Below are 12,439 nucleotides of genomic sequence, written 5' to 3'. Positions count from 1 at the left end.
CTCGGAAGCTCCCGTCTACAGCCCGTCAGGGCTTAGCGGGAGAGGATGTCACTTTAGGGGGCTGCAAGGCAGATCCCAAGGGCTGAAAACCCGTCTCGCGCGGGGATCCCCGCCCGAACCCCGGGAGGCTGCGGCAAAAGCTAGCGAATGTACTGGGCCAAAGCCCGCGAAGGATGGCCTAGGCGCAGCTTGCGCAGAGCATCCCGCTCGATCTGGCGAATCCGCTCCCGCGTTAAGTTAAAGTGATCCCCGACTTCTCGCAGAGTTCTCGCCCTTTGCCCATCCAGCCCATAGCGCAGCTCCAGCACCTGCCTCTCGATGGGCTTCAGGGCCTGCATGGCAGAACGCACATCTTGCCGCAGAGATTGCACGAGGATCTCTTCAAAGGGTTGCTCCTGCCGCTCATCCGGCAGCAAATCCCCCAGGCGGCTTTCCCCTTCCTGGCCAACCGGCACATCCAACGACAGGGGCAAAGCGGCAGCCTGCTGGATCATGCGCAACTTCTTAACCTTGATGCCCAGCGCCTCCGCCAGTTCGGCTTCTGTGGGCCGTCGCCCTCGGGCTTTCATCAGCTCGCGGTTGGTGCGCTTGAGCAGACGCACTTTGTCCACCATATGCACCGGCAGGCGAATCGTCCGGGCTTGGTTGGCAATGCAGCGGGTAATGCCCTGGCGAATCCACCAGTGGGCATAGGTGCTGAAGCGAAAACCTCGTTCGGCATTGAATTTCTCAGTGGCCCGAATAAGACCCATGTTGCCCTCTTGGATCAAGTCCAAAAAGGGCACCCCCCGGTTGAGGTACTTCTTGGCCACACTGACCACCAGGCGCAGGTTGGCGTTGATTAGCTTGCGCTGAGCCTGTTCCCCTTGGCGGATGCGGGAGCGCAGGGTAGACACAGGAATCTGCAGGGCTGCTGCCAGTTCCTCATCGCTGGGATCCTGCCCCCGCTGTTGCCGCCATTCCCTGCGGGCCTGATCGATGAGCAGCTTCTGCTGAATTTTGCGCGACAGCTCGATCTCCTCCGCGTGATCGATGCGGGGCACCCGACCAATTGTATTCAAGTAGTGATCGACGGCGTCTTCATTCAGCCGCAACCCGCTGGCGCCCGGCTCTAGGTCGGCCTCTGCAGCCGGATCCTGAGAGGCAGACTCGGCCTCAAGCCAGAGATCGTCGAGCTCCTGGCGGGACGAGGCAATGTTTTCAGGATGAGGACGAGAGAAAACCACGGCCAAGTGAGGAGAAAACGTCACCTCCTAGTCTAGAAAAGTTTCTCCCCCTGGCGCGAGCGAAAATCGATCATGGCCCTCTTTTTTGCCCGGAAATTTTTCCGGCTGGGTGCGGGAGTGGCAGGGATCCCATCTGCCAAGTTCTCGCCGGCAGGGCATCCTGCGCGAAAACATCCATAAGCGATTTTCGATCTAGACCTTGTGTAAGATATTCAGGAGACAGCTAGCTCGCCTGCTGTCGAGCAGGCTCCCACAGGTTCTATAAAGTGGAAGAGGAGGGGTAGCCTTGCCAGCATAGGCTACCATGGGGCGCCGCGGGAGCCATCGGCTTCCTCAGTCTGGAAAAGAATATTCACAATCTCTTGCTCCTATGGAGTCTAACCTCAACCAGCACCCTCCATCGGCCAACTTGATCGGAGAGCGGGTGCGCTGGGTAAGGGAGAAGCTGCAACTGACCCAAGATCAACTGGCGGGTCGCCTGGCTAAGTACGGCGTGCAGTTGGACTACGTGAAGATCGGCCAGGTGGAAAAGGGCAAACGGCGCGTCATCGACAAAGAGCTGGTGGCTTTTGCCAAGGCGCTGGGTGTCTCGGTTACCTGGCTGCTGAGCGGCGACGAATCTCACCTGTAGCGCCTCCGGGCAAGCACCATGTAACAGTTATTCAAGATCCCTGTCATTGTGCGTGAAAGCCCGCAAATGATTTTGCGCTTTGACCCTATCTTCGTCCAAGCATACGTGTAAATACTGATAACATCCTCTATAAGTCTGCCTGCCCAAGCCAAGCCTTGTCTCTGCCTCAACTCTCCTAAGGGACAGGAGAGATACACTCCTTGCCCTGTGAAAGGTACGGGCTTTCCCAAAAGGGATCCAGATCACTGGCGGCTTCACAGCTTTATCTAAGCTTGATATTGTAAAGTTAGTGTAAGACGACCCTCTTTTCTCTGCCTGTGTGAGGTTGACGGATGCTCTCTTTCTTTTTCAGCCGTTTCAACGGCGCCAACAGTCGGCAAAGCGGAGCCCATCGGGTTCTCGCCAGCAAAGCCACCAGCGCGCAGCGGATCCCGAATCGCATGTCTGCTCCCCACAAGGTGCTCAAGCAGGAAAGGCAAATGCAGCGGGAGCAGGAGTTCGCCGAGATGGAGCAAAACATCAGCCGCATCCACTACTTTTACCGGAAGGCAGACATGCCCCTGGAGATGCGGCAGCTCCTCACCTATCGCAAGCTGATGGAGCTGGACTACTTTACCCCCCAGGCAGCGAAAGAGCTGATCAGGCAGTGGCAGCAACAAGAAGAGCGAGAACAAGAACGCCGCGGGGCCTAGAAGTCGCTTCCGCGCCAAACCCGTCACAGTAGTAGCAACTCCGCTACAGGTACAGTTCGTCTAGAAGCTGCAGCAGGGCAAAGCAGAGCCCGGCGCTGGCCAAAGGCACGGTCAGGTTATCCAGCCCCCACCAAGAGAAGACCTCTAGGCCCATGGCCAGGCCTCCCACCAAGAGGCTGATGGCGAGCAAGGAGGGAGAAAAGCCGAAGTACCCCAGCAGCAGCGCCGCAATCACCAAGCTGCTCACTGCCCACATGGTCAGGGATCCCTCCCAACTTTTTTGAAGGGATCCCAGTTGATAGAGGTGCTTGCCCCAAATTTTGCCCACCAAGCCCGCCAGCGCATCGGCCCAGGTCATCACCAAAATGCCAATCACCGCGAATACCTGTCGCTGCGGCAGCCAAAACCAATACAGCAACAGGCCAATGCTGACAGCATAGAAGAAAGTGCCGAAGCTACGCCGCCCGACCCCATTCAAGCTAGGCAAAATAGCCACCCGGTAGGAGAGCAGCGCCAGGCCGGCAAACACCAAGGAAAACCCCACCCCAAGCCAGCGGGGCACCTGCAAGGCCCAGGCCAGCAGAATGATATTGCCCACACCGATATGGACGACTTTGCGCACCCATTCCCCATCCACCTGTCGGGAGCGCAGCCATTCCGCAAAGGCAAATACGGAGGCCAGCCAGAGAGCGTAGCAAGCAAGCTGCTGGGTCAGGCCCATGAGCTGGCCTCAGAGGGTTTTCAAGTAGCTGAGCAAATCTGCCATCTCCTGGGGATCCGGCTGAAACTGGGGCATAGGCGGAGTTTTGCCACTGGTTACCTGATGAATGATAAACCGGTCGGAGCGGCGGTTGCTAACTCCCCGCAGGCTGGGGCCAACTCGGCCATCGGCTTCTTCTCCATGACAGGCGGCACAGTTGAGGGCAAACAACGAAGCACCATGGCTGGGCTGACCCTCTAGGCTGAGGACGGCTTTAGTGTAAGGATCCAGCCCAGCTCCTGCAGCCAGCCAAATCCAGGTGAGAATTGCCAGACCCACAACAGCCAAGCCCAGTCCAAGCTTTGTCGCCCAGCGCCCTGACAGCAGCGCTTGCAAAGAGTGGAGGAACGGTTGCGGACGCTGCGGGGAGGTTCGCTCAAGCTCACACTCACCGTCACCAGAGGGGCGAGAACTGCCCGATCCAGCGATGTCTGAGAGGAAGGAAGGCACAGACAACCCTGAGAGAAACCGTTTCAATAGTTTACATTTCCATCAATACGATAGCTCAGGGGCCCCTTTCTGCCAACAATCTGCAATGGTATTTACTTTTTCTTAATTATTTGTCGATGCTGGCTGAGGCTCGGGTTTCTCCGGGATGAGCCGGTGGGGAAACAGACGCTGCATAGCTTCTGCCTGGGCCCAGGGATCAGGATTGAGGCTGTGGATGGCGTTGGCCCACTGAAAGTGCGCCTGCAGGCGTCGGTAGAAGGATAAGTTACCATAAACGACGACGGCTGCCACCCGCTCTCGTTGTTGTTGCAGCCAATCCAGCACATAGTTGGGCAAAGGCTCCTCGACAAAGGCCTGGAAGATCAGTTGGCCGGCGCTGCCCAGGGCCGTCTCCAGCAAGCTCAAAGGGGTGAGAGGATGGCTGAGCAAAGGAGAGAAGCCGAGGCCGGCGGGAATGCTGAGGGCGGGAGAGGCCGCCGATAGCCCTGCTGTCTCAGCGCCAGGGGCGAGATCTTGCCAGATCCAGTTCCAACTGCCGGGGGGAGCGGGCAGGGGCAAAGCCTGGCCGCCTGTCACGCCGCCGCGGGCCATGGCAGCTTGACAGGGAGCAATATCCTGCTCGGCCAAGAGGGATCCCAACCGGGCGACTCTGGGCAGAGGCGGACGTGTGCCGAACAGCTTGGCTAGAGGTGAGTCCTTGGCGAGGGGATCTCCCAACAGCAGGGGTTTCAGTTGCTCGTCGGAAAAGCCGCGGCAGAGGGCGGGGTCGGTGGGGTCTTTAGCCCCCATCCAGCCGGGAACCAGGCTGAAATCCGTTTCCGCCAGGGCCGGCCACACTTGCTTGAGCAGGGCGGAGGCGGAGGGGAAAAGCCGCTGCTTGGCCCGCAGCACCCGCGTCACCGATTGGGCAATGGCCTGGGCGTCCAGGGATCCCTGCCGCACAGCTTCCACAATGGCTGTGACGGCCGCCACTGGGTCGGGAGGGGCCAAAAGGAGGTCGGCGCCGGCCTGGAGGGCCCGCACCGCCAGCAGGTGGGGAGAGGAGCCGACGCCAACGGCCAGCTCGTCCAAGAAGCCCTGATCGAGGCCCTCTGCCACAATTAGTCCACTAAACCCCCACTCTTGGCGCAGCAGTTGGGTCAGCCGCCCCGGCAAAAAAGAGATCGGCCAGCGCTCGTCCCACTCGGGAAGCACCACTGGCGCAACCGAGATGGCTCCTACCTGGTCCACCAGACCGCGGAACGGCAGCCAGAGTCCTGCTTGCAGCTTGTCCAAGCTGAGGCTCAGGCGAGGACACCAGGGGACATCGGTTGGCTTTGGCCGCAGCGCCGCACCTGCCTGGGGCGGTTCTACCCAATCCTGGCCGGGGAAGGATCTGGCTGTGGTCAGGATCCCGCCGGGGACGGCCTGCTCACAGCCGCGCACAAAGGCGCGCGCCAGTTGCAAAACTAGGTGCGGCTCCTCCGCCAGCGCCAGCTCTGCTGGGCCTTGCCCCAGGGGCTCCGCCACCGGGCCCAGCAGCCAGTTAATGCCGATGGCCGCCGCCTCCCGCGCCGTGATCCTTCCCCACTGTTCCGCCCAGCGCTCGGCTTCGGATCCCAGGCGGCTCAGGCCCAGGGGGTGGGGGAAAGAAGTGGCCCCCTGTAGGGCCAGGCCGCGACTGGCCTCGGCTGCCACCAAAAGGGGCAGGGCAGCCCAAGACTGCGCCTCCTCGATCAGCAGCAGGGCCTCTGCTACATGGCCCTCAGTAATCCAGAGGCCCCCGATCCCCACCTCTTGGATCAGTCGCTTGAGGATCTCGCGGGGAGGAGACTGGGATCCCAAACGGGCCGAGACCGGCACCACCAGCAGTTGCGCCACCTGCCGTGCTAAGGACAAGGGCTGCTCAAGGGCAGCGACCGGGGATCCCGAACCACTCATGGACACCATCAGCAAGGGGAAAGCGAGGGGATCCTATCCTTTGCGAAAACGCCGGGCAAGCGCAAAGATCCTAACCCCTCTGCCGGCTGCCGAAACCATCAACGCCTTTGGGCAGCCCGGCAGCGATCGCAGGTGCCGCAGGGCAGGCCGGGCTGGTTCTCAGGGTAGCCAAAATGCCGCAGGATCACCTGCCAGCGACAGCCGCGGCTGTGGATGAGGTCGTCCATCCCCCGCCAGGGATCCTGCCGCGGCGGCGGCTGCCAGTGGCGGTGCAGCACCTGGAAGTGAAAGGGATCTGGCCAGTGCAGACAGCCCATCTCCTGCAGCAGGCCCAGGGCCACCCGCGTCTCTCCGGGGGGCAAGTCGGCATAGGATCCCTGGGGGGGCAGCGTTTGCAGCAAACGCCGCGCCTGGGCCAGCAGGCGCTCCTGCTGGGAATAGAAATAGGCTTGGCGCTGGCGATCGGTGGGATCCAGCAGGCCCGTCGGCTCCGAGACCAACATCAGGGCCCGGCAGGGGCCGCCATCCCGCCCGCCCCGCCCCACCTCCTGCAGGTAGTCCATTAAGTTGGGGGGCGGGTGAAAGTGCAGCACCCAGCGCACGTCGGGCTTGTTGATCCCCAAGCCGAAGGCGTTGGTACAGACCAAAAAGCGCAGCTCGCCCTCCAGCCAGGCCCGTTCCAAGCGCCGGCGGGATCCTGCTTCTAGGCCGCCGTGGTAGGCAGCGGTTTTTTGGTGGTGGCGGCCCAGCCACTCGGCCAGCTCCTCCCCATCCCGCCGCGTGCGCACGTACACCAGGCCCGAGCCGGGGTTTTCGACTAGAAAACGCAGCAGACGCCGACGGCGATCCGCCGGGCTCCAGGCCACCTCCACATTGAGGGAGATATTGGCCCGCAGGGGATCGGCGCGAATGCACTCCGGATCCCGCAGCTTGAGGATGTGGCGCAGGCGGCTGAGGGTTTCGGGATCGGCGGTGGCAGTAAAAGCGGCGATGGGAAAAGCAGGCTGGCCCAGGGCAGGGCGCACCAATCCCAGACGGCGGTAGTCGGGCCGGAAGGATCCCCCCCAGTGCACCAAGGTATGCGCCTCGTCGACGATGAGGCCGTTGAGGGACACCTGCTGCAGCCGCTTCCAGACCGGCGGGCTAAAGAGGGTTTCCGGCCCTAGATACAGGAGGCGCAGCCGGTTCCCTTCCAAAGCCCGCAACACCCGCTTGCGCAAAGCCGGATCCAGCTCGCTGTGCAGACAGGCTGCCGGCAGACGGCGCCTCCAGAGATCCTGCACTTGGTCTTCCATCAAAGCAATCAGGGGCGAGACCACCAGGGTCAGACCTGTCTGCAGCAAGGCCGGCAGTTGAAAACACAGGGACTTGCCGAAGCCCGTTGGCAGCACTACTAGGGCATCCCGCTTCTCCAGCAAGGCGCGGATCACCTGATCCTGAGGGGGGCGCAGCGCCTCGTAGCCCCAGTACTGCTTGAGGGCAGATTGAACCTGCTGCCAATCCTGCAAAGCCACCCCCTTGTTCAACAACCTCTCTGGGCAATCTACAGCATCTATTGGGAGCCCTGCAGCAGAGGCCCGGCCAGGGAGGTCGGGGGTGAGGAGCTGCCGCCAACCTTTTTGCTTCCGGGATCCCCTTGCCAGCAGGGAAGCGGCCATCTCCGCCGCGGCTGGGAAGCTGTCGAGAGCGACAGGCTTGTGCGATTCTAGAGCTGGGACTTCCTGGCTGCCTCGATACCCTTCCCATGACTGCCCTAAACTCCACGTGCTCGCTCCAGCCCAGAACGGCTTTTGTTCAGCGTCGCACAGCAGAGACGGATGTGCAGGTTCGCCTTAGCCTGGACGGCAAAGGGCAGCATGAGATCGACACCGGGATCCCCTTCTTGGACCACATGCTGGCCCAGCTCAGCACCCATGGGCTGATCGACCTCCAGATCAAAGCGGTGGGGGATCTGCACATCGACGACCACCACACCAACGAAGATGTGGGCATCGCGCTGGGACAAGCCCTAGCCCAGGCGCTGCAGGATCGGCGCGGCATTTACCGCTTTGGCCACTTTTGGGCGCCTTTGGATGAGGCCTTGGTGCAGGTGGTGCTGGACTTTTCCGGGCGCCCCCACCTCAGCTACGGCCTGGAGCTGACCGTCGAGCGCATTGGCCGCTACGAAACCCAGTTGGTGCGGGAGTTCTACCAGGCAGTGGCCAACCACGCCCAGATGACCTTGCACATTCGCCAGGCGGCTGGCCTCAATGCCCACCACATTGTCGAGGCCAGTTTCAAGGCCTTTGCCCGCGCCCTGCGCATGGCCGTAGAACGGGATCCGCGCCGACAAGATGGGATCCCCAGCTCAAAAGGTGTTCTGTAGACTTAACCTCCGCCCGAGCAAGGGACAGCGCGACTGGCCAAAACAGTAGTGCCGCAAGCGGGCCAACTCCGCCTCGCTGAGATCTTGCCACTGGCCAGGGGCCAGCCCCTGCAGCGAGAGGGGCCCCAGCCCCACTCGCACCAATCTCAAGGTTGGAATGCCGACAGCGGCGGTCATGCGGCGCACCTGGCGGTTGCGACCCTCCCGCAGCGTCAGCTCCAGCCAGGTGGTGGGGATGGAGCGGCGAAAGCGGATGGGCGGATCCCGCGGCGGCAGCTCCGGCTCCTCGGCTAGCACTCTAACCTCAGCCGGCCGGGTCTTTCGCCCCTGAATGACCACTCCCTCTTGCAACTGCTGCAGGGCCTGGGGCGTGGGGATCCCTTCCACCTGCACCCAGTAGGTGCGCTCGTGGCCGAACTTGGGATCGATCAGGCGGGCGTTGAGGCGGCCATCGTCGGTGAGCAGAAGCAGACCTTCGCTATCGCGATCCAACCGCCCCACCGGATAGACCTTGGGCACCGGGATGAAAGACTTGAGGGTTGGCCGCCCCTGCCGGTCGGTAAATTGGGTGAGCACGCCGTAGGGTTTGTAAAACTTGAGGTAGCGCATGGCAAAAGTGTGGATCCCGTCTTTTAAGATTGGGCAGAGCAGCTTCAACGGTAAGATCAAGCCTTGGGCGCGGCGTTTTCCGTTGGCGGCAGAGTTTGACGGATCTCACTCATGACGATAGACAACACTCTACTCTGGGTTTTAATTGGAACGGCGGGGCTCTCCCTTCTCAGTCTGGTGTACGTGTGGGTGGATGAGGGGATCAAACGACGCCGTTACGAGCGGCAACAGCAAAAAGAGGCTGCCCAAGCCGCTGCCGCTGCCCCCGAGCCCACCGCCACAGAGCCAAAAGCCGAGCTCGAACCCTCCGCCTCTCTCCAGGAGGCAGAGGTAGCGCCTAATACACCCAATGCCTCAGCCGCTACCTCCGAGCCGCTTGCCGATACCCCTGCTAGAACAGAGGAGACGCCGGAGGCCACCCCTTGAAGCTGCTCTTCCCCCGTTCCGCCTAAGTCGGCAGGTGGGCTAACCTAAGACAGGAAGGCCAACGGGATCCCTATGTTGCGCCTGTTGCGGATCGAGAACTTCGCCCTGATCGAGTACTTGGAGATTCCCTTTCGGGCGGGGCTGAACGTGCTCACCGGAGAAACAGGGGCGGGCAAATCTATCATTCTCGATGCCCTCGATGCCGCGCTCGGGGGACCGGCTCGCGCTCTGCGCAGCGGCAGCGATCGGGGCTTGGTGGAAGCCATTTTCCAGCCTACGGCCGCGCTGGAGGCCTGGCTAGAGCAAGAGCAAATTGAACCTTTGGAAGAAGGCCTGGTCTGCAGCCGCGAGCTGGTGATGCGCAACGGCAAGCTCAGCAGCCGCCTGCGAGTCAATGGGGTGCTCGTGAACAAGGCTCAGATGCTCAGCCTGCGCTCCCAACTGGTGGAGATCACCGCCCAGGGCCAGACAAGCCAACTCCAGTCTCCCCAAACCCAGCGCCGCTGGCTGGATGCCTTTGGCGGCGAAAAGCTGCTGCGCCTGCGTTCAGAGGTGGCAGCTTGCTACCAAACCTGGAGCCAGCTCAAAGCAGAGATAGCCTCCCGCCAGCAAAACCAACACCTGCGGCTGCAGCGGCTAGATCTCCTAGAGTTGCAAGCCCAAGAACTGGCTGCCCTGCGCCTGGAGGATCCTGACGAGCTGACCAAATTGGAGCGGGAGCGGGAGCGCCTGGCCCACCGCGTGGAACTGCAGCAGCAGAGTTATGCCGCTCACCAACTGCTCTACCAAAATGACAGCGGCTCGCCGGCCATTGCCGATCTCCTGGCCCAAGCCGAGCGTCTGCTGCAGAGCATGGCCCAGCGGGATCCCGACCTAACTCCCCTAGTCGAGATGGTCAGCAGCGCCCTCGTTCAGGTGGAGGAGGCGGGGCGGGAGCTGCTGCGCTACGGCGAGACCCTGGAGGCGGATCCCAGTCGGCTAAGCAAAATTGAACGGCGCCTAGCCCAACTGCGACAGGCCTGCCGCAAATATGGCCCCACCCTGGCCGAGGTGATGGCCCACGCGGAGCGGCTCAAGGCAGAGCTGGCCCAACTGCGGGACGAGAGCACCGACTTGGAGGAACTAGAGGCGCGGCTAGACCAGGCAGCCCAGGAGCTGGAGCGCCACTGCCAGATGCTCTCGCATCTGCGGCAGCAGGCGGCCCACCAACTGGAAAAGGCTCTCGTGGAGGAGCTTGGGCCCCTGGGGATGAGCGGTGTGCAGTTCCAGGTGCAGATCCAAGCCGGATCCCCCACCGCCGAAGGGGTGGATCAGGTGAGCTTTTGGTTTAGCCCCAACCCCGGCGAGCCCCTGCAGCCGCTGGCCGACATTGCCTCCGGCGGCGAGATGAGCCGTTTTCTGCTGGCCTTAAAAGCGGTGTTCAGCCGCGTCGATCCGGTGGCTACTCTGGTCTTCGACGAGATCGACGTTGGCGTATCCGGCAAGGTAGCGCAGGCCATCGCCGCCAAACTGCACCAGATTGCCCGTAGCCACCAAGTTCTCTGCGTTACCCACCAGCCCCTGGTTGCCGCCCTAGCCGATCACCACCTGCGGGTTTACAAAGTGGTGCAAGAAGGGCGAACCTGCGTGCGGGTGGATTCGCTGAGAGAAGGGGAGCGCCGGGAAGAATTGGCCCAACTGGCTGCCGGCCACTCCGCCCAGGAGGCAATGGGCTTTGTGGAAGCCCTTCTCAAGCAGGCAGCCCAACTGCGCCAACTGCAACTGGCCGGCTCTGCTTAGCTCCCCTCTCCCCGAGGGTGAGGGCCTCAGCCGCCCAAAAATAGCTCCAACACCTCGGGGTTGTGCAATAGGTTGGGGCCGGTATCCTCAAAGCGGTTTTCTCCCATGGAGAGGACGTAGCCCCAGTCCGCTATAGCCAAGGCCTGCTTGGCATTTTGCTCGACCATTAGGATGCTGACGCCGCGGCGGTTGATCTCCTGCAGGAGGGCAAAGGTCTGCTCGACATACAGCGGCGACAGGCCGGCTGTCGGCTCGTCCAACACCAACAGCTGCGGCTCCGCCATCAGCGCCCGCCCCATGGCCAGCATCTGCCGTTGCCCGCCGGAGAGGGATCCCGCCGCTTGCTTTCGCTTCTCCTTCAGGGGCGGAAACAGCTCGTAAACCCGCTCCAGTTGGGGGGCGTAGTTGTCGCCCCGGATAAAGGCCCCCATCTCCAGGTTCTCCTCGACGGTGAGGGAGGGAAAGACATTGTGGGTCTGGGGCACAAAGCCAATTCCTCGCCGCACCAGTTGCTCGGCAGGCAGATGGGTGATGTCAGAACCTTGGAACAGCACTCGGCCCGAGCGGACGGTGGCCAATCCAAAAAGAGACTTGAGCACTGTCGATTTGCCCGCCCCGTTGGGGCCGATGATCACTACAATTTGGCCTGGAGTGACCTTGAGGCGGATCCCTTTGAGGATGTCCACGCCGCGGTAGCCACTGTAGAGATCTTGAATCTCGAGCAAGGGGGTCATGGCGGGGATCCCTCCGGCGAGAGGGTGGAGGCCGGTTCCGAGCTAAGGGCATCTGCTAAAGCGATGGATCCCAAATAGGCCTCGCGCACGGCAGGGTTTTGCCGAATTTCCTGCATGGATCCTTGGGTTAACACCCTTCCCCCCGCCATGACCACCACGTGGTGGCAAAGGCGGGTCACCAGATCCAGGTCGTGTTCAATGATGCAGAAGGTGCAGCCGCGCTCGCGGTTGAGGTACTCAATAAAGCGGATTAGGTCTGCCAGCAACGTGCGGTTGACCCCAGCCCCCGGCTCGTCCAAGAGGATGACCCGCGCATCGGTCATCAGGGTGCGTCCCAGTTCCAGCAGCTTCTTTTGCCCGCCCGAAAGGTTGACTGCCAGTTGATCCCGCAGGTGGATGAGGTTGAGCCGTTCCAAAACTTCTTCAGCCCGAGCCTGAAGCTGGCGCTCCTGCCGCTGTACTCGCCGCCAGCGGAACCAGGCATTAAATAGGTTTTCTCCAGCCTGATGGGGAGGAACAACCATTAAGTTTTCCAGAACGGTCATGCGGCCAAACTCCCGCGGGATCTGGAAGGTGCGCACCAGCCCACGTTGAAACAACTGGTGGGGAGGCAAGCCCGTGACGTCTTCCCCATCTAGCCAGATGCGTCCGCTATTGGGCCGAATAAAACCGGCAATGATGTTGAAAAGAGTTGTTTTCCCCGCCCCGTTGGGACCAATCAAGCCCGTGATCCGACCAGCTTCGATGCGGAAGGAACAGTGATCTAGGGCATTGACGCCGCCAAACTGTTTGGAGATGTTGTCGATAACGATCACGCTGCTGCTCTGGGAAAACTCCATTACCTGAT

General features: G+C 61.7%; 13 protein-coding genes. 5 read left to right on the top strand and 8 right to left on the bottom strand.

All coding sequences use genetic code 11. From position 1 onward, the window contains the following. Positions 1-140 precede the first annotated feature (140 nt). The gene (locus GG26_RS11050) at positions 141-1,250 is read right to left on the bottom strand and encodes an RpoD/SigA family RNA polymerase sigma factor (protein WP_240527797.1); all 1,110 of its coding nucleotides are present in this window, start codon (positions 1,248-1,250) and stop codon (positions 141-143) included. Between the two features lie 346 nt (positions 1,251-1,596). Between GG26_RS11050 and GG26_RS11045 the strand changes: the two genes are divergently transcribed. Together GG26_RS11045 and GG26_RS11040 are read left to right on the top strand one after the other, a co-directional pair. Further along, positions 1,597-1,857, top strand: coding sequence for a helix-turn-helix domain-containing protein (locus GG26_RS11045; RefSeq protein ID WP_041438621.1), 261 nt, complete (start codon positions 1,597-1,599; stop codon positions 1,855-1,857). Positions 1,858-2,189: 332 nt separating this feature from the next. Further along, entirely contained in the window at positions 2,190-2,549 is a 360-nt protein-coding gene (locus GG26_RS11040; protein ID WP_011431418.1) for a hypothetical protein, read from the top strand. A gap of 43 nt (positions 2,550-2,592) precedes the next feature. On the opposite strand, the gene GG26_RS11035 is transcribed toward GG26_RS11040, so the two are convergent. The 4 genes from GG26_RS11035 to GG26_RS11020 form a co-directional block, all read right to left on the bottom strand. Further along, positions 2,593-3,270, bottom strand: a complete 678-nt coding sequence (locus tag GG26_RS11035) for a diacylglycerol/polyprenol kinase family protein (RefSeq protein ID WP_414390571.1) — start codon at positions 3,268-3,270, stop codon at positions 2,593-2,595. A 9-nt stretch (positions 3,271-3,279) separates the two neighbouring features. Continuing rightward, positions 3,280-3,597, bottom strand: coding sequence for a c-type cytochrome (locus tag GG26_RS11030; protein WP_011431416.1), 318 nt, complete (start codon positions 3,595-3,597; stop codon positions 3,280-3,282). A 264-nt stretch (positions 3,598-3,861) separates the two neighbouring features. Then, positions 3,862-5,688, bottom strand: coding sequence for a glycoside hydrolase family 3 N-terminal domain-containing protein (locus tag GG26_RS11025; protein WP_414390568.1), 1,827 nt, complete (start codon positions 5,686-5,688; stop codon positions 3,862-3,864). A gap of 89 nt (positions 5,689-5,777) precedes the next feature. Next, positions 5,778-7,187, bottom strand: a complete 1,410-nt coding sequence (locus tag GG26_RS11020; protein WP_414390575.1) for a RecQ family ATP-dependent DNA helicase — start codon at positions 7,185-7,187, stop codon at positions 5,778-5,780. Positions 7,188-7,423: 236 nt separating this feature from the next. Here GG26_RS11020 and hisB point away from each other — a divergent pair, with 236 nt between their 5' ends. Then, positions 7,424-8,044 carry an imidazoleglycerol-phosphate dehydratase HisB gene (gene hisB, locus GG26_RS11015; protein ID WP_011431413.1) on the top strand — a complete coding sequence of 207 codons (621 nt, stop codon included), beginning with the start codon at positions 7,424-7,426 and terminating at the stop codon, positions 8,042-8,044. Here the strand turns inward: hisB and GG26_RS11010 are convergent. Continuing rightward, positions 8,027-8,653 carry a pseudouridine synthase gene (locus GG26_RS11010; protein ID WP_099812744.1) on the bottom strand — a complete coding sequence of 209 codons (627 nt, stop codon included), beginning with the start codon at positions 8,651-8,653 and terminating at the stop codon, positions 8,027-8,029. The genes hisB and GG26_RS11010 overlap by 18 nt on opposite strands. Positions 8,654-8,764: 111 nt before the next feature. On the opposite strand from GG26_RS11010, the gene GG26_RS11005 reads away from it, so the two are divergent. Together GG26_RS11005 and recN are read left to right on the top strand one after the other, a co-directional pair. Then, a complete protein-coding gene (locus GG26_RS11005) occupies positions 8,765-9,079 on the top strand; it encodes a hypothetical protein (protein ID WP_414390565.1) in 315 nt (104 codons plus the stop codon). A 72-nt stretch (positions 9,080-9,151) separates the two neighbouring features. Next, on the top strand, positions 9,152-10,858 hold the full coding sequence (gene recN, locus GG26_RS11000) for a DNA repair protein RecN (RefSeq protein WP_099812745.1): 1,707 nt from the start codon (positions 9,152-9,154) through the stop codon (positions 10,856-10,858). A 26-nt stretch (positions 10,859-10,884) separates the two neighbouring features. Here recN and GG26_RS10995 read toward each other — a convergent pair whose 3' ends face one another. Further along, positions 10,885-11,592 (bottom strand): ABC transporter ATP-binding protein, encoded by a 708-nt coding sequence (locus GG26_RS10995; RefSeq protein WP_414390562.1) that lies wholly within the window; start codon positions 11,590-11,592, stop codon positions 10,885-10,887. Next, positions 11,589-12,431 carry an ABC transporter ATP-binding protein gene (locus GG26_RS10990; RefSeq protein WP_414390559.1) on the bottom strand — a complete coding sequence of 281 codons (843 nt, stop codon included), beginning with the start codon at positions 12,429-12,431 and terminating at the stop codon, positions 11,589-11,591. Before GG26_RS10990 ends, GG26_RS10995 begins: the two co-directional genes overlap by 4 nt. Positions 12,432-12,439 lie beyond the last annotated feature (8 nt).

Source organism: Synechococcus sp. 'PEA 65AY6A-5F PE A' (assembly GCF_047462575.1).
Lineage (GTDB): Bacteria > Cyanobacteriota > Cyanobacteriia > Thermostichales > Thermostichaceae > Thermostichus.
Note: the sequence above shows the minus strand (reverse complement) of the source record. Positions and strands in the feature narration are given on the sequence as shown.